The 25,308-nt window shown below is 67.0% G+C and carries 20 protein-coding genes; 10 read left to right on the forward strand and 10 right to left on the reverse strand.

The window, feature by feature from the left end:
* Nucleotides 1–490: 490 nt before the first annotated feature.
* The gene (gene pdxY / locus AC13FN_RS05705; RefSeq protein ID WP_217015656.1) at nt 491–1,399 is read left to right on the forward strand and encodes a pyridoxal kinase; all 909 of its coding nucleotides are present in this window, start codon (nt 491–493) and stop codon (nt 1,397–1,399) included.
* The gene (locus AC13FN_RS05710; protein ID WP_482985251.1) at nt 1,396–2,520 is read left to right on the forward strand and encodes a prephenate dehydrogenase; all 1,125 of its coding nucleotides are present in this window, start codon (nt 1,396–1,398) and stop codon (nt 2,518–2,520) included. The genes pdxY and AC13FN_RS05710 overlap by 4 nt, the downstream gene beginning before the upstream one ends.
* A 227-nt stretch (nt 2,521–2,747) precedes the next feature.
* On the opposite strand, the gene AC13FN_RS05715 is transcribed toward AC13FN_RS05710, so the two are convergent.
* The 5 genes from AC13FN_RS05715 to AC13FN_RS05735 form a co-directional block, all read right to left on the reverse strand.
* Entirely contained in the window at nt 2,748–2,942 is a 195-nt protein-coding gene (locus tag AC13FN_RS05715) for a hypothetical protein (protein ID WP_005409247.1), read from the reverse strand.
* A 70-nt stretch (nt 2,943–3,012) separates the two neighbouring features.
* Nucleotides 3,013–4,785 carry an ABC transporter transmembrane domain-containing protein gene (locus AC13FN_RS05720; protein ID WP_217015658.1) on the reverse strand — a complete coding sequence of 591 codons (1,773 nt, stop codon included), beginning with the start codon at nt 4,783–4,785 and terminating at the stop codon, nt 3,013–3,015.
* Entirely contained in the window at nt 4,778–5,374 is a 597-nt protein-coding gene (locus tag AC13FN_RS05725) for an IMPACT family protein (RefSeq protein ID WP_049437266.1), read from the reverse strand. The genes AC13FN_RS05720 and AC13FN_RS05725 overlap by 8 nt, the downstream gene beginning before the upstream one ends.
* A gap of 40 nt (nt 5,375–5,414) precedes the next feature.
* Nucleotides 5,415–6,410, reverse strand: a complete 996-nt coding sequence (locus AC13FN_RS05730; protein ID WP_049437265.1) for a hypothetical protein — start codon at nt 6,408–6,410, stop codon at nt 5,415–5,417.
* Nucleotides 6,407–6,925: an RNA polymerase sigma factor gene (locus AC13FN_RS05735; protein WP_229301621.1), complete on the reverse strand. Its 519-nt coding sequence runs from the start codon at nt 6,923–6,925 to the stop codon at nt 6,407–6,409. Before AC13FN_RS05735 ends, AC13FN_RS05730 begins: the two co-directional genes overlap by 4 nt.
* A 247-nt stretch (nt 6,926–7,172) precedes the next feature.
* On the opposite strand from AC13FN_RS05735, the gene AC13FN_RS05740 reads away from it, so the two are divergent.
* Nucleotides 7,173–10,013, forward strand: a complete 2,841-nt coding sequence (locus AC13FN_RS05740) for a bifunctional diguanylate cyclase/phosphodiesterase (RefSeq protein ID WP_482985252.1) — start codon at nt 7,173–7,175, stop codon at nt 10,011–10,013.
* A 19-nt stretch (nt 10,014–10,032) separates the two neighbouring features.
* Here AC13FN_RS05740 and AC13FN_RS05745 read toward each other — a convergent pair whose 3' ends face one another.
* Together AC13FN_RS05745 and AC13FN_RS05750 are read right to left on the reverse strand one after the other, a co-directional pair.
* Entirely contained in the window at nt 10,033–10,626 is a 594-nt protein-coding gene (locus tag AC13FN_RS05745; RefSeq protein WP_010484495.1) for an LOG family protein, read from the reverse strand.
* 265 nt (nt 10,627–10,891) lie between these two features.
* Nucleotides 10,892–12,388 (reverse strand): aminotransferase class III-fold pyridoxal phosphate-dependent enzyme, encoded by a 1,497-nt coding sequence (locus AC13FN_RS05750; RefSeq protein WP_482985253.1) that lies wholly within the window; start codon nt 12,386–12,388, stop codon nt 10,892–10,894.
* A gap of 211 nt (nt 12,389–12,599) precedes the next feature.
* Here AC13FN_RS05750 and queA point away from each other — a divergent pair, with 211 nt between their 5' ends.
* The 6 genes from queA (at nt 12,600) to fabV (ending at nt 20,299) form a co-directional block, all read left to right on the forward strand.
* The gene (gene queA / locus AC13FN_RS05755; RefSeq protein ID WP_482985254.1) at nt 12,600–13,667 is read left to right on the forward strand and encodes a tRNA preQ1(34) S-adenosylmethionine ribosyltransferase-isomerase QueA; all 1,068 of its coding nucleotides are present in this window, start codon (nt 12,600–12,602) and stop codon (nt 13,665–13,667) included.
* Between the two features lie 177 nt (nt 13,668–13,844).
* A complete protein-coding gene (gene tgt / locus AC13FN_RS05760) occupies nt 13,845–14,975 on the forward strand; it encodes a tRNA guanosine(34) transglycosylase Tgt (protein WP_029379947.1) in 1,131 nt (376 codons plus the stop codon).
* A 134-nt stretch (nt 14,976–15,109) separates the two neighbouring features.
* Entirely contained in the window at nt 15,110–15,454 is a 345-nt protein-coding gene (gene yajC / locus AC13FN_RS05765; protein ID WP_005409257.1) for a preprotein translocase subunit YajC, read from the forward strand.
* A 61-nt stretch (nt 15,455–15,515) separates the two neighbouring features.
* Nucleotides 15,516–17,372 carry a protein translocase subunit SecD gene (gene secD / locus AC13FN_RS05770; protein ID WP_401744186.1) on the forward strand — a complete coding sequence of 619 codons (1,857 nt, stop codon included), beginning with the start codon at nt 15,516–15,518 and terminating at the stop codon, nt 17,370–17,372.
* 16 nt (nt 17,373–17,388) lie between these two features.
* Nucleotides 17,389–18,369, forward strand: a complete 981-nt coding sequence (gene secF, locus AC13FN_RS05775) for a protein translocase subunit SecF (protein ID WP_054171508.1) — start codon at nt 17,389–17,391, stop codon at nt 18,367–18,369.
* A 670-nt stretch (nt 18,370–19,039) separates the two neighbouring features.
* Nucleotides 19,040–20,299 carry an enoyl-ACP reductase FabV gene (gene fabV / locus AC13FN_RS05780; protein ID WP_043403212.1) on the forward strand — a complete coding sequence of 420 codons (1,260 nt, stop codon included), beginning with the start codon at nt 19,040–19,042 and terminating at the stop codon, nt 20,297–20,299.
* Between the two features lie 114 nt (nt 20,300–20,413).
* Here the strand turns inward: fabV and AC13FN_RS05785 are convergent, their stop codons facing one another.
* From AC13FN_RS05785 to AC13FN_RS05795, 3 genes are all read right to left on the reverse strand, one after another.
* Nucleotides 20,414–22,483, reverse strand: coding sequence for an EAL domain-containing response regulator (locus AC13FN_RS05785; RefSeq protein ID WP_482985255.1), 2,070 nt, complete (start codon nt 22,481–22,483; stop codon nt 20,414–20,416).
* A 91-nt stretch (nt 22,484–22,574) separates the two neighbouring features.
* Nucleotides 22,575–23,759, reverse strand: a complete 1,185-nt coding sequence (locus AC13FN_RS05790) for a BaiN/RdsA family NAD(P)/FAD-dependent oxidoreductase (RefSeq protein ID WP_197646834.1) — start codon at nt 23,757–23,759, stop codon at nt 22,575–22,577.
* Entirely contained in the window at nt 23,756–24,304 is a 549-nt protein-coding gene (locus AC13FN_RS05795; RefSeq protein WP_482985256.1) for a YaeQ family protein, read from the reverse strand. The genes AC13FN_RS05790 and AC13FN_RS05795 overlap by 4 nt, the downstream gene beginning before the upstream one ends.
* A gap of 124 nt (nt 24,305–24,428) precedes the next feature.
* Here AC13FN_RS05795 and AC13FN_RS05800 point away from each other — a divergent pair, with 124 nt between their 5' ends.
* Nucleotides 24,429–25,307: a pseudouridine synthase gene (locus AC13FN_RS05800; protein ID WP_482985257.1), complete on the forward strand. Its 879-nt coding sequence runs from the start codon at nt 24,429–24,431 to the stop codon at nt 25,305–25,307.
* Nucleotide 25,308 lies beyond the last annotated feature (1 nt).

Raw genomic sequence — 25,308 nt, forward strand, 5'->3', positions numbered from 1 at the left:
GGGTGGCCCGCCCTTCCCCCGCGGGGGGGGGGCGGGGCCGGGCCCCCCGGGCCCCCCCCCCCCCCCCCCCCCCCCCCACCCCGCCTTCGACAGTTTTCCGTGATCTGCCGGAACGGCTTACTGCTCTGGTAGGTGTCGACCTTGGTCGACACGGTAGATCCATGCCATGCGTGGATGAATTCATTCGATGTCTGACAGATGTGTCGACCAAGGTCGACACCTACCAACAGCCGTGCGGCACAACAGCCGCAGTTACCAACAGCCGCGTGAACCTGTCGAAGGTGGGGCGGTGTCGGAGTGCGGGGTGTCCGCGGCATGGATGCCGCGGCCAAGCCCCCATGGACGGGTTCACGGCGTCCCCGCACTCCGACACCGCCCCGCCATCCCACGGATAGCTCGCTTTGGCTTTTGCCTTTGCCGTTGCTTGAAGCTTTGGCAGGTGCAGGGCTGCAAGCCCTGCCGAAAACCCCCTTGAGCGTAGAATGCGGCCATGAGCGAATCCCTTGATAACCACCTGGTCCACGGCCGCCGCCAGCGGCCCGACGGCCCGTCGCCGATCGATGTCATCTCGGTCCAGTCGCAACTTGTCTACGGCCATGCCGGCAACAGCGCCGCGGTACCGCCGATGCGCGCACTCGGCGTGCGCGTGGCGGAGATCCCGACCGTGTTGCTGAGCAATGCGCCGTTCTACGACACCACCCGCGGCCGTGTGCTGCCCGCCGACTGGTTCACCGACCTGCTGCTGGGCACCCACGAGCGCGGCCTGCCGCAGCGGGCGAAGATGCTCGTCTCCGGCTACTTTGGCAGCACGGCCAACGGTGCTGCCTTCGCCGACTGGCTGGACGACATCCTGCCGGCCTGCCCGCAGCTGCGTTACTGCCTGGATCCGGTGATCGGTGATACTCACACCGGCCCCTACGTGGAACCGGGCCTGGAAGCGATCTTCGCAGAGCGGTTGTTGCCGCATGCCTGGCTGGTGACCCCGAACGCCTTTGAATTGAATCGCCTGACCGGCATGCCAGCACTCGCCGAGGCCGATGCCATCGCCGCCGCACGCACGCTGCTGGACCGTGGCCCGCACTGGGTGATCGCGCACAGCGTGGGCGGCAACCCGGGTGAACTGGTGACCCTGGCGGTCGGCCGCGAGGAGACCTGGCGCTGGACCTCGCCCCTGCTGCCGGTGGACGTGGCCGGTACCGGCGACGTGCTGATGTCGCTGGTGGTGTCGTTCCTGCTGCGCGGCGAATCGATGCAGCAGGCGATCTCGCGTGCGATTGCGGGCACCCACGCGGCGCTGGAGGCGACCCTGGACAACGGCTTCGAAGAGTTCGACGTGATCGCGGCAGCGCCTGCCGCGCTGGCCGAAGGGTCGCGCTTCCGCGCCGAACGCGTGGCATGAGCGGCCTGCTCGAACGTACGCCGCGCACGGTCGGCATCATCGGCAGTGCCGGCGCCTATGGGCGCTGGCTGACCCGCTTCTTCCAGCAGCACATGCAGCTGCAGGTCATCGGCCACGATCCGGCCGATCCGGACTCGCATACGCCGCAACAGCTGCTGGCGCAGGCCGACGTGCTGGTGTTCTCGGCACCGATCCGGCATACGCCGGCTCTGATTGCCGAGTACGTGCAGCAGTCGGCCGGCCGCGAGCAGGACCGGCTGTGGCTGGACGTGACCTCGGTAAAGGAAGCGCCGGTCCAGGCGATGTTGGCCTCTCAAGCCGAAGTGGTCGGCCTGCACCCGATGACCGCTCCGCCCAAGGCGCCGACCCTGAAGGGCCGGGTGATGGTGGTCTGCGAAGCGCGGCTGCTGCACTGGCAGCCGTGGGTCGATACGCTGTGCACGGCGTTGCAGGCTGAGTGCGTGCGCGCCACGCCGCAGCACCACGACCAGATGATGGCGCTGGTACAGGCGATGGTGCATGCCACTCACCTGGCCCAGGCCGGCGTGCTGCGCCAGTACCAGCCGCAGCTGGGCAATCTGGCCGCGATGATGCCGTACCGGTCGGCATCGTTCGAGCTGGATACGGCGATCATCTCGCGCATCCTGTCGCTCAACCCGGCGATCTACGAAGACATCCAGTTCGGCAACCCATACGTAGCGCCGATGCTGGAGCGGCTGGTCGGCCAGCTGCAGTCCCTGCAGGCGCAGGTCGGTCAGGGTGACGACGGTGCACGTGCTGCATTCCGGGAGCAGCTGCTGTCGGCCAATCGCAATGCCTTCGGCGAGCAGGCGCTTGCGGACGGCAATTACACATTCGAACGCGTGGGTTATCTGCTGGCTGACCTGACCGAGCGCAATGCGTTGTCGGTGCACCTGCCGGAAGACCGGCCGGGCTCGCTGCGTGAGCTGCTGAACGTGTTCGAGCAGCACCGCATCAGCCTGGCGTCGATCCATTCTTCGCGAACGCCTGGCGGCGAAGTGCATTTCCGTATCGGATTCGTGGCCGGCAGCGATCCGGCGGCGATCACCCGGGCGGCGGCCGAGGTGGACGCCACCGGCATCGGACGGGTGCTGGGCTGAATTCATCCACAGGCGATGTGGATGGTTTCTGAGCAAAGGTGTGGATAACCGCGCGCAGCCCTTGGAAGCCAAGGCTGTCAAGATGCTTGGTGAAAAATTGACCATGCTTTTTTGTAGCGTCGAGCCATGCTCGACCGCCTTTGGCAAAAAGCATGTCGACCAAGGTCGACACCCACCAGAGCGGGGCGGAATGAAATCCGGTAGCGCCGGGCCATGCCCGGCGAACCTCAAATCGTCAACCTCAACTCGCCGCCACTGGTGGTGAACTCGCGGCCATCGCGCACCAGCGGCCGCCCATCATCCAGCTCGTAGCGCGGCGTGGCTTCGGAATGGTGCCCGCTGCCATTCGCCTCGGGCTTGAACTCGATGATGATGTGGCTTTCGCCGTTGCTGTCGACGGCGGGGAACTGACGGAACGACATCGTGCACCTCCTTAAGCGGATGCTGCAGTTGCGCGGCCAGCTTGGCCGCGCCGATGTTAGCCGGACGTCATCAATCGATGAACTGCAGGCGTGCCAGTTCAGCGTACAGTCCGTCTTCGGCCAGCAGCTGTGCGTGCGTGCCCTCGGCGACGATGCGGCCCTGGTCCATCACCACGATGCGGTCGGCCTTGAGCACGGTGGCCAGGCGGTGGGCGATGACCAGCGTGGTGCGGCCCGCCATCAGGCGCTCCAGCGCCTGCTGCACGCTGTGTTCGCTCTGTGCATCCAGCGCGCTGGTGGCTTCATCCAGCAGCAGGATCGGCGCATCCTTCAGCAGCGCACGGGCAATCGCCACACGCTGCTGCTGGCCACCGGACAGGCGGGCACCGCGCTCACCCAGCTCGCTGTCATAGCCCTGCGGCAACGCGCGCAGGAATCCGTCGGCCTCGGCCGCTCGTGCGGCATCCTCGACCTCGGCGTCGCTGGCCTGCAGGCGGCCATAGCGGATGTTGTCGCGTGCACTGGCCGCGAACAGCGTAGGCTGCTGTGGCACCAGCGCCAGCTGTGCACGCAGCTCGGCCGGGTCGACCTGGCGCACGTCGATGCCGTCCACGTCGATGCGGCCGCTGGCTGGGTCATGGAAGCGCAGCAGCATCGAAAGCACCGTGCTCTTGCCCGCCCCTGACGGACCCACCAGCGCCACGGTCTCGCCCGGGCGCACGTGCAGGTTGAAGTGGTCCAGTGCGGCCTGGTCCGGTCGCTGCGGGTAGTGGAACACCACGTCGTTGAACTGGATCTCGCCACGCAGCGGTTGCGGCAGCGCGTGCGGCTGTGCCGGCGCGCGGATCTCGATGTCTTCCTGCAGCAGTTCGCCGATGCGGCCCATGCCGCCCGCCGCGCGCTGCAGCTCGTTCCATACTTCGGCCAGCGCGCCCACCGAGCCGCCGCCGATCAATGCATACAGCACGAACTGGCCCAGCGTACCGGCGCTGAGGCGGCCGTCGATGACGTCGTGCGCGCCCAGCCACAGCACACCGACGATGGCGCCGAACACCAGCAGGATGGCGCTGGCGGTGACCAGCGACTGTGCACCGATGCGGCGGCGGGCGGCGCCGATGGCATCACCGAGCGCCTTGTCGAAGCGCCCGCGTTCGTATGGCTCGCGTGCATGTGCCTGCACCGTGCGCACCGCGCCCAGCGTCTCGCTGGCCAGGCTGTTGGCATCGGCGATGCGGTCCTGGCTGTTGCGCGCGACCGTGCGCAGCTTGCGCGCGCCGATGATGATGGGCAGCACCGCCAGTGGAATGCCAAGCAGCGACCATGCGGCCAACCGCGGGCTGGTGACGAACAGCATCGCCAGGCTGCCGATGACGGTGACCGTGCTGCGCAATGCTACGGACATGGTCGAGCCGACCACGCTGCGCAGCAGTTCGGTGTCCGCGGTCAGGCGCGAGACCAGCTCGCCGCTGCGGCTGCGGTCGTGGAAGCCGGCGCCCAGCTGGATCAGGTGGGCATACAGCTGGCTGCGCAGGTCGGCCACGACTTTTTCGCCGAGCAGCGACACGAAGTAGAAACGCGCGGCCGTGCCCAACGCCATCACGACCGCCACCAGCATCAGCAGGGCGAAGGCGCGGTTGATCTGACCGCCACTGCTGAAACCATGATCGATCATCTGCTTCACCGCCGGAGGCAGGCTCAGCGTGGCGGCCGAAGACACCGCCAGGGCCAGCAGCCAGGCGGTGAACAGCCCGCTATGGCGGCGCACGAATGGCCACAACGTGCGCAGGCTGCCGAGGCGCCGCAGCGGCGGGGTCGAAGCGGGGGCGTCGTCCTTGTCAGTCATCCTGGTCGTCGTCTTCTATGCGGATACGGTCACGGGTGGCGTCGCGCAGGCGGATTTTCAATGCGTCGACCTGATCGGCAGGCAATTCGATCCGCAGGCACACGCCGTTGGCGTCGAACTGTTCATCTCGCTTTTCGGCGCCGAAGGCGGGCAGGGTGGCGTGCAGGGTACCCAGGTCCTCGAAGCCGGCCAGCAGCTGCAGCCGGGCCATCGCTACCAGCGGCAGGCGCGGCGCGGTACGCAGGCACTCGGCGGCGGCGCCACCGTAGGCGCGTACAAGGCCACCGGCGCCGAGCTTGATACCGCCGAACCAGCGGGTCACCACCACCATCACCCGGTCGAAACCCTGGCCGTCGATCGCCGCCAGGATCGGACGTCCAGCCGTGCCGGCCGGCTCGCCATCGTCGCTGGAGCGATAGTCCTGCCCGTGCCGGTAGGCCCAGCAGTTGTGGGTGGCATCGGCCACCGCGACCTGCTGCAGGAACGCCATGGCCGCTGCGGCGCCGTCGATCGGCGCGGCCTGGGCGATGAAACGGCTGTGTTTGACTTCCAGCGTGTGGCTGACCGGCTGGGCGAGAGTATCGAGCATTCCCGCCATTCTACGGGGTTGCCGGGTATTCCCGTCCGCTTCAGTCGTCCAGCAGTGGGCGCAGGTCGCGTGGCAGGCGCGCTTCCGGGTACTGCTGCATGTAACGCTCCAGGCTGGCACGGGCCAGATCACGCTGGCCGTCGTCGCGTCGTGTGCGGATTTTCTGCAGCCACTGCCGACGCGGCAGTCGTGCGTCGGCGTCCACCTCGGCCTGCACGGCGTCCGCGCTCAGGCCCGCATCGCTGCCGCGGCGCATGATGCCTGGTGCGGAACGGCTGGGAGCCTCACGCTTCATCGAGGTGATTTCTACCCGGTCCAGCGCCTGCGCCCGCTCGACTTCGGCGGCATTGGCTGCCGGTGCTGCGGCCGTGCGTGCTTTCAGCGCCCCGGACGCTGCCGGCGCGAATGCCGGTGCCGGTGCCGAGTAGGCGGCGGGGGCCGGTGGCGCAGGCGGCGCTGCGGCCGGAGCGGGCGGAAGGGCCGCAAAGGAGGTATCGGCGACCGCATCTGCAGCCATCGATCGTGCAGCCTGGGCCGGCGCTTCAGCGGTCTCGGCCGGCGCAGGCTTGCGCGTGCGCGCGATGGCCGGTGCCGGTGCCGGGGCAGCGGCAACAGGGCCTGCCTCGGGCGCTGCGGGCGCAGCGGCCGGTTCCGCAGCCGCCACCGCGCTGTCGGCTGCACTGCTGTCAGCGGCCTGATCGGCAGCCGCAACGTCTTCTGCCGCAGCCGGTGCCGCAGCAACAGCGGCCTCACCGGCCGGAACCGGCGGCGGTTCCGGACGCAGCTGCCAGGCGATGCCAATGGCGAACACCATCGAGGCGGCGATGCCGAACACCGCCGGCCAACGCGGGCGTGTGCGCTGCGTGCGCGGCGCCTCGGGAGAGGCGACCGCATCGGCAGCCGGAGCGTCCACGGCAGCGCGGGCCGCGGCCAGGATGGCGGCGTCCAGTGCGGCGGGCGGTGCCTGCTCGGCGCGACGGCCGAGCAGCCGGGCCAGCTCGCGTTCTTCCGGCGTCAGCGGTTCGTCTCGGTTCATGCGTTCAATCCCGCACGCAGCTTGTCCATCGCATAGCGCAGCCGCGATTTCACGGTTTCCCGGCCTACGCCGGTGATCTGGCCGATCTCCTCCAGGCTCAGTTCCTGATCCAGCCGCAGTTGCAGCACCTCGCGCTGCTCCGGCGGCAGTTGTTCCATCGCCAGCTGGATGCGGCGACGTTGTTCGAATTCGGAAAGCTCACCTTCCGGGGTCTGCCCATCCTCGATCGCGGCCAGGCGCAGATCGGCGTCGGCCGGCGCGGCGGGGCGATGACGGGCGGCACGCCAATGGTCATTCAGGCGGTTGTGCGCGATGCGGAACAACCAGGTGCTGAACGCCGCCTCGGGCTGCCAGCCGGCGCGGGCGCTGATCACCCGCTGCCAGACGTCCTGGAAGATCTCCTCGGCCAGCGCGTTGTCGCGCAGTTGCCGCAGCAGGAAGCCGAACAGGCGCTTGCGATGGCGCGCATACAGGCTTTCGAATGCGCGCAGGTCGCCACCGGCCCAGGCCAGCATCAAGGCTTCATCGGTTGGCAGTGCGCTGGCTTCCACGGCGTACAGGGTAAGGCCTGCAGGCGATGGCGCATAGCCGGTAGCGGGGGCGGGCAGGGCGAGGGTCATGGCTCGGAAGGGGCTACGGACAGCAGGAAAAACGTACGGGCGCACGATTCGGGGTTTACGGGCTTCCATTGCCCCCCGGGTGGCGCGCTATGCTCGGCGGCTCAGGGGAGGCGACGCACAGACGGCGCCAAGAGATTGTCATTTGTCCACGCATGCTGAACCGGCGGAAGAGCCACCACACGAGGCCGTGCTGAGCACGGCGCTGGTGCGCGCGTTGCATGCGCTTTTGCCGGAAACGGCCTTGGTCCGCGTCGGCTGGGACGACCCGCAGCTCGGTCGTGGCCAGGGGGGCTGGCCGACAGCGGCTGCCGGAGGTGATGCGGCGGCACCCGGCGCGGGCGATGGCCAGCACGGCTGGGAACATGATGGTGCGCGCCTGCTGTTGTCGGTCGAAGGCGCAGTGCCTTCGCCGGCATGGTGGGGCGTTGCCCGGCAGGCGATGGAGCTGGCGCTGCAGCGCGGCCGCCAGGCCGGCCAGATCAAGGCACTGGAAGAGGCCGAGCGGTTGCAGCAGGCCCTGTTCCAGATTGCAGACCTGGCCGGTGCCGACCTGGAAATGCCCGAGATGCTGCGCCACGTGCATGGTGTGCTGGGCACGCTGATGTATGCCGAGAACTGCTACATCGTGGAATACGACGATGTGCGCGACCAGATCCGGTTCCTGTACTTCGCCGATCAGGTCGATGACTTCGTCGCCGATCCCACGCAGAGCCATGACGCCAGCGAGATGCCGCGCAGCCTGACCGTGGCGCTGCTGCGCCATGGCAAACCGCTCAGTGGTCCCTCGCGCAAACTGCTGGCGCAGGTGATGGAACAGGAGCACGACCCGCAGCGTGGGCCGGAAAGCCTGGACTGGCTGGGCGTGCCGATGCTGCGCGATGGCCGTGTATGCGGTGCCATCGTGGTTCAGAGCTATGAACAGGCGGCCCGCTATGGCGAGGCTGAGCGCGCATTGCTGGGTTTCGTTGCGCAGCATGTGCAGACCGCGATGGACCGGCGCCAGGCGCAGGTGCGGCTGGAGCAGCAGGTAGAGCGGCGTACCCAGGAACTGCAGCGGGCCAACCACAGCCTGCAGGACGAAGTAACCGAGCGGCGTCGCGCCGAACAGCTGCAGACCGCGCTCTACAACATTGCCGAGATGGCGATGTCAGCCGACAGCCTGGCCCAGTTCTACGGACAGGTGCATGGCGTGGTTGGGCGTCTGCTCGACGCGCGCAATTTCTACATCGCCCTGGTCAACCCGGCCGGCAACGGCCTGGATTTCGTGTATTCGGTGGACGAGCACAATGCCAGCCGCGCGCCACGGCCCTTCAGCCGGGGCCTGACCGAATACGTGGTGCGCAACCGGCGCCCGCTGCTGGCCTCGCGCGCGCAGATCGATGCACTGCTGGCCAGTGGCGAGGTGCGTGAATCCGGTGCGCGTTCGCACTGCTGGCTGGGCGTACCACTGCTGCGCGACGACGAAGTGGTCGGCGCGATCGTGGTGCAGAGCTACAGCGAGAACAGCATTTTCAGCGTGCATGACCAGCGCCTGCTGACCTTCGTTGCGCAGAACATCGGTACCGGCCTGGCCCGTCAGCGCGACCAGCAACGGCTGCGCTCGGCGCATGCCGAGCTGGAAAAGCGCGTGGAAGAACGTACCCGCGAGCTGGCCGAGGTCAACGAGAAGTTGCTCGGGCAGATCGGCGAGCGGCTGCGTGCCGAGCAGCGCCTGACCCATCAGGCCATGCACGATGCGCTGACCGGCCTGCCCAATCGCCTGCACCTGCTGGACCGCCTACAGGATGCGCTGGCGCTGGCCAAGCGTGATGGTGGGCCGGTGTTCGCCGTGCTGTTCCTCGACCTGGACCGCTTCAAGCTGGTCAACGACAGTATCGGCCACGCTGCCGGTGACCGCATGCTGGTGGAGGTGGCCAAGCGCATCGTATCGATGGCTGGCGCCGAGGACGTTGTGGCGCGGCTGGGCGGTGATGAATTCGCGGTGCTGCTGCAATGCCCGCAGGGCCTGGCACAGGCGCTGGACTTTGGCCAGCGCCTGCTGCTGGCGCTGCAGGAATCGATGTGGATCGCCGGGCGCGAACTGTTCCCGTCCGGCAGCCTGGGCATCGCCCTGTGGAACCCGCGCTACCGCACCGGCGAAGAGCTGCTGCGCGACGCCGACGCGGCCATGTACCGGGCCAAGGCGCAGGGTCATGACCGCTGCGCGATCTTCGACGAAGACATGCGCGAGCAGGCCATGCGCAGCCTCGACCTGGAGGCCGACCTGCGTCGTGCGATCAACAACCGCGATTTCGTGCCGTTCTACCAGCCGATCGTGCGCCTGTCCGATGGCGAAGTGGTCGGTCATGAGGCGCTGCTGCGTTGGCAGCACGAACGCCGTGGCCTGCTGCTGCCGGGCGCGTTCCTGGAGCTGGGTGAAGAGAGCGGCCTGATCGAACAGGTCGACTGGCTGATCTACGAGCAGGTCATCGCAGGGTTGGCGCAGGGGGGCGAAGGCTACGTCTCGGTGAACGTCTCACCCCGGCATTTCCGCTCCGCCGAATTCAGTGACCGCCTGTTCGGCCTGCTCGACAGCTGCGGTGCCGATCCGCGCCGGCTGCGCCTGGAGATCACCGAGGTGGCGCTGCTGGACGATGGCCCGCACACGCTGCGCATCCTGCAGGGGCTGCGCGAGCGCGGAATCCAGGTGCAGCTGGACGATTTCGGTACCGGCTTCTCCGCGCTGTCCTACCTGCACCGTTTCCCGATCAGTACGCTGAAGATCGACCAGAGCTTCATCGCCGGCCTGCATGGACCGGAAGTGCAGAGCACGCGCGCGCTGGTCGAAGGCGTACTGTCGCTGGCGCGCACGCTGGGCATCGAGACCATCGGTGAAGGCATCGAGACCGAGGCGCAGCGGCAGACCCTGCGCGAACTGGGCTGCGATTACGGCCAGGGCTATCTGCTGGGGCGGCCCGCCCCGTGGTCGCACGAGGCGGCCTGAGCCACCGCGTGCAGTTGCATCAACGCAGGGCGGCGCGACGCTTCTCGTCGATCCACTTCGAGGCCTGGGCCGGCTGGTAGTTCTTCATCCACTCCAGCATCGCTTCGATGTCCGAGCCGTACCACAGATCCTGGCGCTGGTCCGGGTGCAGGAAGCGCTCTTCCACCATGCGGTCGATCATGCCGATCAACGGGGCGTAGAAACCTTCCACGTCGAGGAACGCGCATGGCTTGTTGCCGATGCCCAGCTGGCGCCACGTCAGCATCTCGAAGATCTCTTCCATGGTGCCGAAGCCGCCGGGCAGGGTGACGAAGCCATCGGCGAGGTCGAACATGCGCGACTTGCGCTCATGCATCGAACCGACGATCTCCAGTTCGGTCAGGCCACGGTGGGCCACTTCCCAGTCGGCCAGCTGACGCGGGATCACGCCGGTCACCTCGCCGCCAGCGGCGAGCACGGCATTGGCCACGGTTCCCATCAGGCCGACGTTGCCGCCGCCATACACCAGGCGCAGGCCGTCGCGGGCGATGCGGTCGCCCAGTGCAATGGCGCGTTCGGTATAGGCCGGCTTGCTGCCAGCGTTGGAACCACAGTACACACAGATCGATTTCATGGATCTTCCTGTCTCTTGGCCGGAAACGAAAACGCCCCGTCGCCGACCGCAGGGCGGTCAGGGACGGGGTGTTCAAGGATTATGAGGCCTTGAGAGGCCTTCTGTAGAGCCGAGCCGCGCTCGGCTGCTCTTCGTTCAGATCGCGGCAAAGGCGCCAGCCGAGCATGGGCTATGCCGGTCGTCCTGCCCGGCACCCTTCGGGCCGTCGCCAGCGACGTTGGCAGCGGCTCCTGCCGCTGCCTTCGGCTCTACAAAAAGCGGGGGCTTACGCCGCCGCGGCCTGCTCGCGGCGCGGGCCTTCACGCAGGGCGCGGCCGACCAAGCCCACCAGCAGGTCCAGCTCTTCGCTGTCCATGCCGAAGTGCGGGGTGAAGCGCAGCGAGTTCTCGCCACCATGGATCACGTTGATGCCGTGCTGGCGCAGCCATTCCTCGGTGGAGTTGGCGCCGTAGCACTTGAACTGCGGTGCCAGCTCGCACGAGAACAGCAGGCCGGTACCCTGCACCTTGGTGATCAGCCCGCCCAGCTCGCTCTTGAGCTGCTCCAGCTTGCGCACGGCCTCGGCACCGCGTTCGGCGATGTTGGCGCGCACCTGCGGGGTCAGCTGGGCCAGGGTGGCGCAGGCCACGTCCAGCGCACGCGGATTGCTGGTCATGGTGTTGCCGTAGATACCCTTGCGGTACAGCTGCGCGGCATGCTCGGTCACCGCCAGCACCGACAGCGGGTACTGCGCGGCGTTCAGTGCCTTCGAATAGGTTTCCATGTCCGGCGGGTCCAGGCCTTCGAAGCCCGGGTAGTCCACCACCGAGAGCACGCCATGCGCGCGCAGGCCGGCCTGGATCGAGTCGAGCAGCAGCAGGCTGCCATGCGCACGAGTCAGTTCACGGGCCACGGCATAGAACGACGGCGGCACCGAGCGCCCCGGGTCGCCTTCGCCCATCACCGGTTCCAGGAACACCGCCTCGATGAACCACTGGTTGCGTGCGGCATCCTCGAATACCTTGCGCAGGCCGGCCTCGTCGTACGGCGCCACGGTGATCACCGAGTCCTCGCCGCGATAGCTGGCCAGGTGCTGCATGTAGCTCTTGCGGCTGGAATCCGAATAGAGGGCAGGGCGGTCGGTACGGCCGTGGAAGCTGCCCTTGACCACCACGCGCTTGATCGCAGCGCCGGCGTGACGCGCGCCGGGGTCGGTCTGCAGCTTGGCGTTGACGTCGGCGATGCGGGCGGCCAGGCCAACGGCCTCGGAACCGGAATTCAGGCACATGAAACGGGCGAACGGGCAGCCGCCACGGCGGTGGCCGATCTCGGCGCGCAGGGCAGTAATGAAGCGCTGCTGTGACAGGCTGGGGGTCATGATGTTGGCCATCACCTGCGGGCGGGCCATCGCCTCCAGCACGGCGTCCGGGGTGTGTCCGAAGCCGAGCATGCCGTAGCCGCCGGCGTCGTACAGCACGGCGCCCTTCAGGGTGACCACCCACGGGCCGCGCGCGGCCAGTGCCACGTACGGGGTCACCGCGTCATCGGCATAGAAATTGACGAAACCGTCCTGCATCGCGTCGATCTGCGCCTGTTCGTCCTGCGCCAGCAGCGGCCCCAGGTCGGCCTGCACGCGCGCGAATTCCTCGGCGGCGGCGTTCACCGCGGCGATCAGCTGCGGGTGGTTGGCGGACAGGGTGGTCAGGGTGGCATCGTCCAGACCGGAGGTGAGGCGGGTGCCGGGCTGGTTGCGCAGGGGGGCGAGGCGTTCGATGAAGCTCATTGCAGATCTCCTGAAACAATGGGTCGCACGGGTCTTCAAAAGCAAAACGCGCGTCATCACGCGCGCTTGGGGGCAGGCTCGTGCAGCGGACTTCCGGCTCGATGCTAGCACTTGTTTTTTTGCGCGATAACCCCGCAGAAACCTGCTGCATAGCAGCATTTTGCGCGACGTTCGCCGCGAAGCGCGCCGGCTCGCAGACGCTGGACGTACAATGCGCGCCATTGTCGACCTGTTGCCGCCCACTGCCTTGAAGAAGTCCGATTTCCACTACGACCTGCCGGCTGAACTGATCGCGCAGGCGCCCCTGGCCGAACGTTCCGCAAGCCGCCTGCTGCTGGTGCCACCGGCACCGGCCGCCTTCACCGATCTGCAGGTGCGCGACTTGCCGTCGCTGCTGCAGCCGGGCGACCTGCTGGTGTTCAACGACACCCGGGTGATCCCGGCGCGCCTGTTCGGGCAGAAGGCCAGCGGTGGCCGCGTGGAGATCCTGATCGAGCGCCTGCTCGGCGGCCAGCAGGCCCGTGCCCAGGTCGGCGCCAGCAAGTCGCCAAAGGCCGGCAGCCGCATCGCGCTGGATGCAGGTGGCGAAGCCGAGGTGCTGGGCCGCGACGGCGAGTTCTACGTGCTGCAGTTCCACGTGCCGGAATCGCTGGAGCAGTGGCTGCTGCATGCCGGCCGCCTGCCGCTGCCGCCGTACATCCAGCGCGAGCCGGGCGTGGACGACCGCGAGCGCTACCAGACCGTGTTCGCACGTGAAGTGGGCGCGGTGGCGGCACCGACCGCTGGCCTGCATTTCGACGAGCCGCTGCTGGCAGCGCTGAAGGCCAAGGGCGTGGAGTTCGGCCACGTCACCCTGCATGTCGGCGCAGGCACCTTCCAGCCGGTGCGTGCCGATGACCTGAAGGACCACGTGATGCACCGCGAGTGGCTGAACGTCGGCGCTGAGCTGGTGCAGCAGGTACGGCGCACGCGCGCGGCCGGCGGCCGGGTGATCGGCGTCGGCACCACCGTGGTACGCGCGCTGGAAAGCGCGATGCGCGATGGCGAGCTGCTGCCGTTCGCCGGTGAAACGCAGATCTTCATCACCCCGGGCTACCGCATCCGCAGCGTCGACGCGATGGTGACCAACTTCCACCTGCCGGAAAGCACGCTGCTGATGATGATCTCCGCGTTCGCCGGCAAGGAAAGGGTATTCGAGGCGTACCAGCACGCGATCGAGAAGCGCTACCGCTTCTTCAGCTACGGCGACGCCATGCTGCTGTTCCCGCAAGCGGGGTAGGGCGCTGACCTCTGCCTGCTTGTGGTGGGTGCGCACCGTTGGTGCGCACTTGCAGGTGCCTGGAGACCAGGAAAGCCACGCATGGCGTGGCTATACTGCCGTGCCGTTCAGGCCTGAATGGGCGGTCGAGCCGGTTTTGGGAGACAATGAGCGACTATTTGCCTGAATGACCGCTCCATGTCCCGATTGCAGTTCCAGCTCCAGACCCGCGACGGCCGTGCCCGCCGTGGCCGCCTGACCTTCCCGCGTGGCACGGTGGAAACGCCGGCGTTCATGCCGGTGGGGACCTATGGCTCGGTCAAGGGCATCCTGCCGGACCAGGTGCGCGCGCTGGGCGCCGAGATCATCCTCGGCAACACCTTCCACCTGTACCTGCGCCCGGGCCTGGACATCATCGCCGACCACGGCGGCCTGCACGGCTTCTGCCGCTGGGATGGCCCGATCCTGACCGACTCCGGCGGCTTCCAGGTGTTCTCGCTGGCCCACCGGCGCAAGATCACCGAGCAGGGCGTGACCTTCGCCTCGCCCACCGACGGCGCTCGCGTGTTCCTGGGCCCGGAGGAGAGCATGAAGATCCAGAAGGTGCTCGATTCGGACGTGGTGATGATCTTCGACGAGTGCACCCCGTACCCGGCCACCGAAGACGTCGCCCGCCGTTCCATGGAACTGAGCCTGCGCTGGGCGCAGCGCAGCCGCAACGCGCATGACGAGCTGGGCAACGACGCGGCCCTGTTCGGCATCGTCCAGGGTGGCGTGCACACCGACCTGCGCAGCCGCTCGGCCGAGGCCCTGCAGGCGATCGGCTTCGACGGTTACGCCATCGGCGGCCTCGCCGTGGGCGAGCCGGAGCACGAGCGCAATGCCATGCTCGACCACCTGGACCCGGAGCTGCCGGGTGACCGCCCGCGCTACCTGATGGGCGTGGGCCGGCCGGAAGACCTGGTCGAGGGTGTCGCACGTGGCGTGGACATGTTCGATTGCGTGATGCCCACCCGCAACGCGCGCAACGGCCACTATTTCACCTCGTTCGGCACCGTCCGCATCCGCAACTCGCAGTACGCGCGCGACATGGATCCGATCGAGCCCGGCTGCGGCTGCGTGGCCTGCACCGGTGGCTACACCCGTTCCTACCTGCGCCACCTGGACCGCTGCAACGAGATGCTGGCGCCGATGCTGGGTACCCTGCACAACCTGTTCTATTACGAAAAGCTGATGGCCGACATCCGTGCGGCCATCGAAGCGGGAACCTTCCTGGCCTTCCGTGAGTCTTTCTACGCGGCACGCGGGGCGGTCGCGCCGCCCCTGTAAACCGAGTACCCCCTGCCAAACGGCCCAAGGACGAACGCCCGGGGCCGTGGCATACTTCAAGGCTGACCCAGATCCGCGGTCGACACCCCGTGCCCGTGAAAGGGCCGGAGCGCCGCCCAACCAAAGGACCAACGATGAACCTGCTTGCTTTCCTGATTCCCGCCGCCCACGCCCAGGCCGCCGGCGGCCAACCGCAGGGCATGGGCCTGACCACGCTGCTGTTCCCGGTCATCCTGATCGCCATCATGTACTTCCTGATGATCCGCCCGCAGATGAAGCGGCAGAAGGAGCACAAGGCCATGCTGGAGAAGATCAAGCGTGGCGATGAAGTGCTGACCAACGGCGGCATCGCCGGCATCGTCACCGACATCGGCGACAACTTCATCACCATTGAAGTGGCTGACAACGTGCGCATCCGCGTGCAGAAGGGCGCTGTCGGCAACGTGCTGCCGGCCGGTACCCTGAAGTCGGCCCAGTAAGCCACTCCCTTTCCGATGCACAACCGCGGCGCCGGGGATGGCGCCGCGCGGGACCCAAGCAATGCTCGAATTTCCACGCTGGAAGTACGTCGTCATCCTGATCGTACTGGCGCTCAGCGCGCTGTACGCGCTGCCCAACATCTACCAGAAGGACCCGGCCGTCCAGATCACCGCCAACCGTGGCGGCCAGATCGACGATGCGCTGCGTGACCGTGTGCTGGCCGACCTGAAGACGGCCGGTGTCACCACCATCGGTGTCGAGAAGGAAGGGGAAAGCCTGATCGTCCGCCTGCCGGACCTGAAGGCGCAGTCCGCTGCCAGCGACGCCCTGCGTGACACGGTCGGCGAAAAGTACACCGTGGCCCTGAACCTGGCCTCGACCGTGCCGGACTGGCTGGCCAACCTCGGCGGCCGCCCGATGGTGCTGGGCCTGGACCTGCAGGGTGGTGTGCACTTCGTGCTGCAGGTCGACCAGAAGGCCGCCCTGGACAAGCGCCTGGACGCCTACACCGAAGACGTGCGCAGCACCCTGCGCGACGCGCGCATTCCGTACCAGTCGGTGGAACGCCGTGCTGACAACAGCATCGTGGCGAATCTGAGCCCGTCCGCCGGTGACGACGCCGCGCAGCGTGCCCGCACCGCCCTGGTCAAGGCGCAGCCGACGCTCGGCTACGACGTCAGTGGCAATCGCATCACGGTGACCGTGCCGGAAACCGAGATCACCCAGATCGCCAACGGCGCCATCGAGCAGAACATCAACACCCTGCGCAACCGCGTGAACCAGCTGGGCGTGGCCGAGCCGATCATCCAGCGCCAGGGTGCCGACCGCGTGGTGGTGCAGCTGCCGGGCGTGCAGGACACGGCCGAAGCCAAGCGCATGATCGGCGCCACCGCTACCCTCGAGTACCGCGCGGTGGTTGACGGCAATGCACAGGACGCCATCAACTCCGGTCGCATCCCGCCGGAAGCGAAGGTCTACCAGCGTCGTGATGGCGGTGGTCCGGTCCTGCTGAACAAGCGCGTGATCGTCACCGGTGACCAGATGGTCGGCGCGCAGGCGGTGACTGATTCGAACAGCGGCTCTCCGGCGGTCAGCGTGACGCTGAACAATGTCGGCGGCCAGCGCATGTTCGACTTCACCAGCGCCAACGTGAACAAGCCGATGGCGGTGGTCTACACCGAGCGCGTGCCGACCGTGACCGTCGTCGACGGCCAGGAAGTGCGTGGCTTCAAGGTCAACGAGGAAGTGATCTCGGTGGCCAACATCAACGGCGTGTTCGGCAAGAACTTCCAGACCACCGGCCTGCAGAAGAAGGAAGCCGAGGACCTGGCCAAGCTGCTGAAGTCCGGCTCGCTGGCCGCGCCGATGGACTTCGTGGAAGAGCGCGTGGTCGGCCCGAGCCTGGGTGCCGAGAACGTCAAGAACGGTATGCGCGCGGTGGTGTTCGCATTCCTGTTCACCCTGGTGTTCTTCAGCGTCTACTACCGCATGTTCGGCGTGATCACTTCGATCGCGATGTTGTTCAACCTGCTGATCGTGGTGGCGGTGATGTCGCTGTTCGGCGCGACCATGACCCTGCCGGGCTTCGCCGGCCTGGCGTTGTCGGTCGGCCTGTCGGTGGACGCCAACGTGCTGATCAACGAGCGTATCCGTGAAGAGCTGCGTGCCGGCGTGCCGGGCAAGACCGCGATCGTGACCGGTTACGAGCGTGCCTCCGGCACCATCCTCGACGCCAACCTGACCGGCTTGATCGTCGGTGTGGCGCTGTTCGCATTCGGTACCGGTCCGCTGAAGGGCTTCGCGCTGACCATGATCATCGGTATTTTCGCCTCCATGTTCACTGCGATCACCGTGTCGCGTGCGCTGGCGACGCTGATCTACGGCCGTCGCAAGAAGCTCCAGAACGTGGCCATCTGACGGGACGACACGCACAATGAAACTGTTTCCGCTGCACATCCTCCCGAACGACACCAAAATCGACTTCATGCGCTGGCGCCATGTCGCCATGGCGGTCACCATCGTGGTGTTCCTGGCGTCGGTCGCCATCATCGGCTTCAAGGGCTTCAACTACGCACTGGACTTCACCGGCGGTACCTTGATCGAAGCCCGCTTCGACAAGGCGGTGGACGTCGAGCAGGTCCGTACCAAGCTGGAGCAGAACGGCTTCGATGGCGCCCAGGTACAGAGCGTCGGTGGCAACACCGACCTGCTGATCCGCCTGGCGCCGCACGGCGAGCATGCTCCGGGCACGGGTGCTGCCGCCACCGAAGACAAGGCTACCGCTGCCGCTGTAGTGAAGGCACTGTCCACGGCTGACAACCAGGCCACCGTGCTGCGCAACGAGTTCGTCGGCCCGCAGATCGGCAAGGACCTGGCGATGAATGGCCTGTACGCCACCATCTTCATGCTGGCCGGCTTCCTGATCTACATCGCCGTGCGCTTCGAATGGAAGTTCGCGGTCACCGCCAGCATCGTGGCCATGTTCGACCTGATCGTGACGGTGGCTTACGTGTCCCTGCTGGGCCGTGAGTTCGACCTGACCGTGCTGGCCGGCCTGCTGTCGGTGATGGGCTTTGCGATCAACGACATCATCGTGGTCTTCGACCGCGTCCGCGAGAACTTCCGCAGCCTGCGCGTGGACTCGATGGAAGTGTTGAACCGTTCGATCAACCAGACGCTGTCGCGTACAGTGATCACCGCGGTGATGTTCTTCCTGTCGGCACTGGCCCTGTACATGTACGGCGGCAGCTCGATGGAAGGCCTGGCCGAGACGCACATGATCGGCGCAGTGATCGTGGTGCTGTCGTCGATCCTGGTGGCGGTGCCGATGCTGACGATCGGTTTCCTGCGCGTCAGCAAGCAGGACCTGCTGCCGAAGGCGAAGGACGTCGAGGCCCTGGCCCGTCGCCCGTAAGCGTTCGCGCTACACGCAACACACAGAGAACCCCGCGCAAGCGGGGTTTTTTGTTGGCCGGGTTGCACCCGGCACCCGCCGAGGCAACAGCAACAGCAACAGCGGGCATTCCGTGGGTTGGCGGGGCGGTGTCGGATTGCGGGGACGCCGCAAGTACGTCCTTGTAGGCTTGGCAGCCGCATCCATGCGGCTGACACCCCGCACTCCGACACCGCCCCACCTTTGACAGATTCCTGCGGCTGTCGGTAGGTGTCGACCTTGGTCGACACATCTGTCAGATATCGAATGAATTCAGCCGTGTCGACCAAGGTCGACACCTACCAGGGCCGCACGCCGTCCTTGCAGATCGCGGAGAACTGTCGAAAGCGGGGTGGGTCCGGTTGCGGGGGTGTCCGCGGCATGGATGCCGCGGCCAAGCCCCCAAGGATGGGTTTACGGCGTCCCCCGCAACCGGACCCGCCCCGCCAACCCACAGGAACCCGGCTTCCGCCGTTGACGTTGCCTCTGCGGGTGCAGGGTGCAACCCTGCGCAAAAGAAACACCACCCTACGCCAGCGTCGGTTGTGCAATCTTCCCCCGCGCACTACGATCCTGCGGTTCGCGCGCGCAGGCGCGCACCCATATTCCTGCTGAGCGCCCCGCGCGCCGCATCTGCCAACCCGAGGTATCCATGGTCATCAAACCGCGCGTCCGCGGCTTCATCTGCGTCACCACCCACCCGACCGGCTGCGAGGCCGCGGTCAAGCAGCAGATCGACTACATCCGCGCGCGTCCGCCGATCCAGAACGGCCCCAAGCGCGTGCTGGTGATCGGCGCCTCCACCGGCTACGGCCTGGCCGCGCGCATCACCGCTGCCTTCGGCAGTGGCGCCGCAACCCTGGGCATCTTCTTCGAACGTCCGGGCAGCGAAACCAAGCCGGGCACGGCGGGCTGGTACAACTCGGCCGCGTTCCACAAGTACGCCGACGAAGCCGGCCTGTACGCCAAGAGCATCAACGGCGATGCCTTCTCCGATGAAGTGAAGGCGAAGACCATCGAAATGATCAAGGCCGATCTCGGCCAGGTCGATCAGGTCGTCTACAGCCTGGCGGCGCCGCGCCGCAAGCACCCCAAGACCGGTGAAATCATCAGCTCCACGCTGAAACCGATCGGCGAGCCGATCACGCTGCGTGGCCTGGATACCGACAAGGAAGTGCTGACCGAGACCCATCTGCAGCCGGCCACCCCGGAAGAAATCGCCGGTACCGTCGCGGTGATGGGCGGTGAGGACTGGCAGATGTGGATCGACGCGCTGGCCGATGCCGGCGTGCTGGCCAACGGCTGCACCACCACCGCCTTCACCTACGTGGGCGAAGAAATCACCCAGGCGATCTACTGGAACGGTTCCATCGGTGCCGCCAAGAAGGACCTGGACACCAAGGTGCTGGGCCTGCGCGAAAAGCTGGCGAAAATCGGCGGCGACGCGCGAGTCTCGGTGTTGAAGGCCGTGGTCACCCAGGCCAGCTCGGCCATTCCGACCATGCCGCTGTACCTGTCGCTGCTGTTCAAGGTGATGAAGGAAAAGGGCACCCACGAAGGCTGCATCGAGCAGTTGGATGTGCTGTACGACATCCTCTACGGCGGCAAGGCCGACGGCGTGGCGATCGATCGCCTGCGTCACGACCTGGTCGATGGCGAGGGCCATACCGTTGCGCTGGTCGATGAGGAAGGCCGCCTGCGTGCCGACTACAAGGAGATGGCGGCAGACGTGCAGGGCAAGGTGGTCGCACTGTGGCCGCAGGTCACCAACGAGAACCTGTACGAGATCAGCGATCTGGCCGGTTACAAGGCCGACTTCCTGCGCTTGTTCGGCTTTGGCGTGGAGGGCGTCGACTACGAGGCCGACGTCAACCCGGACGTGAAGATCGACAATCTGGTCGACATGACCTGATCAACGAAAAGGCCGGCGAAAGCCGGCCTTCTCGTTTGTGTAGAGCCGAGCCATGCTCGGCTGCTCTTCGCTTGAGTCCCGCAGCCGAGCATGGCCCGGCTCTACAGAGAGGCGTCAACCAAACTCGAAGCCCATCTCCGGCAACGCCGGGCCAACGAAGTCGCCCTGCACGTAATCCACGCCGGCACTGAACAGCAGGGTCATCGAGTTGGCATCGCTGACGAACTCGGCGATGGTGCGGATGCCGGCCTCCTGCGCGCGAGCGGTGATCTGGCTGATGCGGTCGATGTTCTCGCGGGTGGCGGCCAGATCGCTGGTGAAGCCGCGGTCCAGCTTGAGGAACTGCGGCTGGAAGTGGGCCAGCAGCTGGAACGAATCCAGCCCCGATCCGAACTGCTCCAGGCCGATGCGGCAGCCCAGCGGCGCCACTTCGGCAAGGAACTGCTGCGCACTGCGCAGATGGGTGAACACCTTCGCTTCCGGCGCATGCAGCCACAGCCGTTCGCCGGGCACACCCTGTGCCTGCAGTTCCCGGCGCAGGGTGGCGATCATCTGCGGGTCGTCGAACGACTCTGGCGTCACCTTCACCAGCATCTGCGTGGCATGGCCTTCGCGTGCACGTTGGCCCAGCACAGCGATCGCCCGTGACACCACCCAGCGGTTGATGTCGGCCAGCAGGCCGTGTTCCTCCGCGATGCCCAGGAACGCAGTCGGGCTCAGCAGTTCACCATTGTGCTCAAGGCGCAGGTAGGCCTCATACAGCTCCAGCGACTCACCCTGCAGGTTCAGCACCGGCTGGTAGTGCAGCTGGAAGCCGTCACCGGCCAGCGCTTCACGGATTCGGGCGACCCAGCGCAGCACGCGTTCTTCCTCGACGCGGTCGGCAGCGGCCGGGTCGAAGATGCGGCAGGTGTTACCCAGTTCGGCGGCGGCCTGCGTGCATTCGCTGGCGCGTGCCAGCACCTGGCCGATGCTGGCGATCTTCTCGCCCACCTGCACGCCACCGATGCTGACCGTTACCGTGGCCGAACGCGCGCCGATGCTGAAGACGTGTGCGGCGTAGGCTTCGCGGATGCGCTCGGCCAGTGCCACGGTCTGCGAGTAGGGCCCGGCCTGCAGCACGGCGAAATTGTGTTCGCCGAAACGGGCCAGCTGCGCGTCCTCGCCAACCACCTCGGCCAGCAGGGCGGCGAGGGCGCCGATCAGGATGTCGGCCGAGGCCAGGCCGATATCCGGCAGCAGGCGCGCGTAGTGGTCCGGCTCGATCAGCAGCAGGCCGAACTGGCCTTCGCTGCGCCCTGCCTGGGCCACCGCGCTTTCCAGCTGCAGCATGAAGGTCGGTCGGTTGAGCAGGCCGGTGACCTGGTCGCGCTGGCGCAGGTCCTCGACCTCGCGCGCCAGTTCCGGATCGAATTCCATGCGGCGGCGGAGTACCACCTGCAGGCAGGATTCGCCCTCGTAGGTGGCGGGGGTGAATTCCATCGTTGCCGGGAACGCGCTGCCATCCTCGTGGCGCGCATCGAGCTGGTACTGCGGCGGCGGCGCCTCGCCACGGCTGAGGCCCTTCAGCAGCTGCTTGAAGCCTTCCACATGCTGGGCGGCGACCATGTCCAGCAGCGAGATGCCTTCGATGTCGTCGAACTGCTCGTAGCCGAACATCTCCAAGTAGGCGTCGTTGGCGCGGATGTGCATGCCCTCATGCACGTAGGCGATGGGGTCGCGGGAGGAGGCGATCAGGGCATCGCAGCGGCGCTCGGTCTCGCGCATCTGCGCCTCGATGCGGCGCAGGCCGCGACGCGCCTGCAGGTCCACCCATTGGTCGCGGACCACGGCGAGCAGGTGCTCGGAACGCTGGCGCAGGGCGAGGGCACGGATGCCGTGGCTGCTGGCCTGCACCAGTTCGTCTTCGTCGATGCGCTCGGCCAGCAGCACCAGCGGAATGTCCTTGCCGCTGGCAGCAATATGCTGGGCCACCAGTGGCAGCGGGATGCCCTGGGAGGGCGAAGCCAGCACCAGGTCGATGGCCTGGCTGGCCAGGACCTGGGCCAGCTCGGCTGCATCCTGAGGGCGCCATGGGCGTACTGCGATGCCGCTGTTGCGCAGCGTGCTGACGATGGCTTCGGCATTTTCGCCGCTGTCATCGACGATCAGCAGGCGGATGGTGATGTCGTTCGCGTTCTGCATGCACTGCTCCCCAATCTGCAAATCTAGATACACGATGCGCGCCGAACCGTCCATGCGCGCGCCCCTTGCACGCATCGAACGGCGATGTGGTTCACACCACGCCACCGGCCGCGTGGCCGCTGGCCCAGGCCCACTGGAAGTTGTAGCCGCCCAGCCAGCCGGTCACATCCAGCACCTCGCCGACGAAATGCAGGCCGGGTACGCGCTTGGATTCCATCGTCGAAGACGAGACCTCGGCGGTGTCCACGCCGCCGAGCGTGACTTCAGCGGTTCGGTAGCCCTCGGTGCCACTGGCCACCAGCGGGAACGCGCCCAGCAGCTGCGCGGCCTGGCGCAGCACCGGCTCGTCCAGCTGGCGCACGGGCCGGTCGGGCAGCCAGTGTTCGCACAGCCGCTGTGCCAGCCGCTTCGGCAGTACCTCGCCCAGCACCGTGCGCAGTTCAGCGGCGGGTCGTTCGCGCTTCATCTGCCGCAGCCACTCGCCGGCATCCTGGCCGGGCAGCAGGTCCAGCTCCAGCGCATCGCCGGGTTGCCAGAACGAGGAGATCTGCAGGATCGCCGGGCCACTCACGCCACGGTGGGTCAGCAGCATGAAGTTCTGGAAGCTCCTGCCGTTGCAGCGCGCCTCGATCGGCAGGGCGACACCACTCAGATCGGCCAGCCGTTCCTGGTGCTTGCCGCTGAGTGTCAGCGGCACCAGCCCGGCGCGGGTCGGCAGCACCTGGTGGCCGAACTGTCGGGCCACTTCATAACCAAAGCCGGTGGCACCCATGCTGGGAATGGACAGACCGCCGGTGGCAACCACCAGCGAGGCGCAATGGAACAGGCCATGGGTGGTGTGCACGCGGAAGCCATCGCTGCCGTGCTCGATGCGCTGCACGCTGCACTCGGTACGCACCTGCACGCCTGCCGCCTGGCATTCGTCCACCAGCATCTTCACGATCTGCTTGGACGAGACATCGCAGAACAGCTGGCCCAGCTCTTTTTCGTGATACGCGATGCCGTGCTTGTGCACCAGCTCGATGAAGTGCCAGGGCGTGTAGCGCGCCAGCGCCGATTTGCAGAAGTGCGGGTTGGCCGACAGGAAGTTGGCCGGAGTGGTACCGGTGTTGGTGAAGTTGCAGCGACCACCGCCGGACATCAGGATCTTCTTGCCGACCTTGTTGGCATGGTCGATCACCTGCACCTGGCGGCCGCGCTGGCCAGCCGTGATTGCGGTCATCAGCCCGGCCGCGCCGGCGCCGATGACCACCACATCGCAACGGATGGTGCTCATGCCTTGGCGCGCTTGCGCCAGTTCGGGATCACGTCGAGCTGGATCTGGTCGTTGAGCAGCTGCACTTCGCCGTCCTGGATCAGCACGCTCCAGCGCATGGCGCGCTGGATCTGCTGGCCCCACAGTTCGACGAAGGCACCATCGAGGTCGACCACCGAAAGGTTGTCGAAGCGCGCCAGGCCCTTGCTCTGCTTGCTCCACCAGATGTCCGAAGCGTTGCCGCCGTAGTTCACCACCTGCACCTGGCGGCTGCGGTTGCTGGCCTTGCGGATGCGCGATTCGTCCGGATGACCCAGGTCGATCCACTGCAGGATGTCGCCGGTGTAGTCGTGTTCCCACAGGTCCGGCTCGTCATCGGTACTCAGGCCACGGCCGAATTCCAGGCGGTCGCCGGCGTTCAGCGCGAAGGCGAGCAGGCGCACCATCAGGCGATCGTCGGTCTCGGACGGGTGCTGGGCCATGGTCAGGTTGTGGGTCACGTAGTAGCCGCGATCCATGTCGCTGATCTGCAGTTCGGCCTTGCGGATGGTGGCGGTGAGAGCCATGGGGGGTCCGTGGACTAAAGACGACAATGATAGAGGTTTGCTCCAGAGGTGTCCGTTGCCGGTCTGTCTGCGCAGCGTCAACGGTGGCACTCTTGCGCTCTTTCCTGCCGCAGGAGTGCCACCGATGATCCTGCCCAGCCGCCTGCAGCTGCCGCCCGGCCACTGGCGCAGCCTGCTCGATGGCCTGTGTGCGCGCTTCCCGCGCATCGACCGCGCGCAATGGCAGGACCGCTTCGCCCGGGGCCGTGTGCAGGATGCGCAGGGCAGGGCACTGGCGCCGGACATGCCCTGGCAGGTGGGGCTGGAGATCCAGTACTTCCGCGAGGTGGCCGACGAGCCGGTGATTCCCTTCGCCGAGACCATCCTGCATCTGGATGCGCACCTGCTGGTGGCGGACAAGCCGCACTTCCTGCCGGTGACGCCGGCCGGTGGCTATGTGCGCGAAACCCTGCTGGCGCGCCTGGTCGCACGCACCGGCAACACCGAACTGGCGCCGTTGCACCGCTTGGACCGGCTGACCGCCGGCCTGGTGCTGTTCTCGACCCAGGCAGCCACGCGTGATGCCTATCAACGGCTGTTCCGCGAACGGCGCATCGAGAAGACCTATGAGGCGCTGGCACCGGCGCTGCCCGGGCTGGCGTTTCCGTTGCAGCGGGACAGCCGCCTGGTGCCGGGGGAGCCATTCTTCCGCATGGCCGAAGTGCCGGGCGAGCCCAATGCGCGCAGCCGGATCGAGCTGATCGAGGTCGAAGGGCCGGTCTGGCGCTACCGGCTGCTGCCGGAAACCGGCCGCAAGCACCAGCTGCGCGTGCACATGGCGGCGCTGGGCGCGCCGATCGAGGGCGATGACCTGTATCCGCTGCTGAGGCCGCGCCCGGATGAAACGGTCGAGTCGCCCCTGCAGCTGCTGGCGCAGGGGCTGGCCTTCGATGACCCATTGAGCGGGGAGCCCCGGCGGTTCAGCAGCCGGCGCCGCCTGTGCCTGCCCGGCCAGGGCGGGTAGG

The organism is Stenotrophomonas sp. 115C5 (assembly GCF_056861055.1).

What these genes read in the sequence shown, in the direction of transcription:
- pdxY (WP_217015656.1), top strand. Translation starts at nt 491, where the DNA reads ATGAGCGAATCCCTTGATAACCACCTGGTCCACGGCCGCCGCCAGCGG.
- AC13FN_RS05710 (WP_482985251.1), top strand. Translation starts at nt 1,396, where the DNA reads ATGAGCGGCCTGCTCGAACGTACGCCGCGCACGGTCGGCATCATCGGC.
- AC13FN_RS05715 (WP_005409247.1), bottom strand. Translation starts at nt 2,942, where the DNA reads ATGTCGTTCCGTCAGTTCCCCGCCGTCGACAGCAACGGCGAAAGCCAC.
- AC13FN_RS05720 (WP_217015658.1), bottom strand. Translation starts at nt 4,785, where the DNA reads ATGACTGACAAGGACGACGCCCCCGCTTCGACCCCGCCGCTGCGGCGC.
- AC13FN_RS05725 (WP_049437266.1), bottom strand. Translation starts at nt 5,374, where the DNA reads ATGCTCGATACTCTCGCCCAGCCGGTCAGCCACACGCTGGAAGTCAAA.
- AC13FN_RS05730 (WP_049437265.1), bottom strand. Translation starts at nt 6,410, where the DNA reads ATGAACCGAGACGAACCGCTGACGCCGGAAGAACGCGAGCTGGCCCGG.
- AC13FN_RS05735 (WP_229301621.1), bottom strand. Translation starts at nt 6,925, where the DNA reads ATGCTGGCCTGGGCCGGTGGCGACCTGCGCGCATTCGAAAGCCTGTAT.
- AC13FN_RS05745 (WP_010484495.1), bottom strand. Translation starts at nt 10,626, where the DNA reads ATGAAATCGATCTGTGTGTACTGTGGTTCCAACGCTGGCAGCAAGCCG.
- AC13FN_RS05750 (WP_482985253.1), bottom strand. Translation starts at nt 12,388, where the DNA reads ATGAGCTTCATCGAACGCCTCGCCCCCCTGCGCAACCAGCCCGGCACC.
- queA (WP_482985254.1), top strand. Translation starts at nt 12,600, where the DNA reads ATGCGCGCCATTGTCGACCTGTTGCCGCCCACTGCCTTGAAGAAGTCC.
- tgt (WP_029379947.1), top strand. Translation starts at nt 13,845, where the DNA reads ATGTCCCGATTGCAGTTCCAGCTCCAGACCCGCGACGGCCGTGCCCGC.
- yajC (WP_005409257.1), top strand. Translation starts at nt 15,110, where the DNA reads ATGAACCTGCTTGCTTTCCTGATTCCCGCCGCCCACGCCCAGGCCGCC.
- secD (WP_401744186.1), top strand. Translation starts at nt 15,516, where the DNA reads ATGCTCGAATTTCCACGCTGGAAGTACGTCGTCATCCTGATCGTACTG.
- secF (WP_054171508.1), top strand. Translation starts at nt 17,389, where the DNA reads ATGAAACTGTTTCCGCTGCACATCCTCCCGAACGACACCAAAATCGAC.
- fabV (WP_043403212.1), top strand. Translation starts at nt 19,040, where the DNA reads ATGGTCATCAAACCGCGCGTCCGCGGCTTCATCTGCGTCACCACCCAC.
- AC13FN_RS05785 (WP_482985255.1), bottom strand. Translation starts at nt 22,483, where the DNA reads ATGCAGAACGCGAACGACATCACCATCCGCCTGCTGATCGTCGATGAC.
- AC13FN_RS05790 (WP_197646834.1), bottom strand. Translation starts at nt 23,759, where the DNA reads ATGAGCACCATCCGTTGCGATGTGGTGGTCATCGGCGCCGGCGCGGCC.
- AC13FN_RS05795 (WP_482985256.1), bottom strand. Translation starts at nt 24,304, where the DNA reads ATGGCTCTCACCGCCACCATCCGCAAGGCCGAACTGCAGATCAGCGAC.
- AC13FN_RS05800 (WP_482985257.1), top strand. Translation starts at nt 24,429, where the DNA reads ATGATCCTGCCCAGCCGCCTGCAGCTGCCGCCCGGCCACTGGCGCAGC.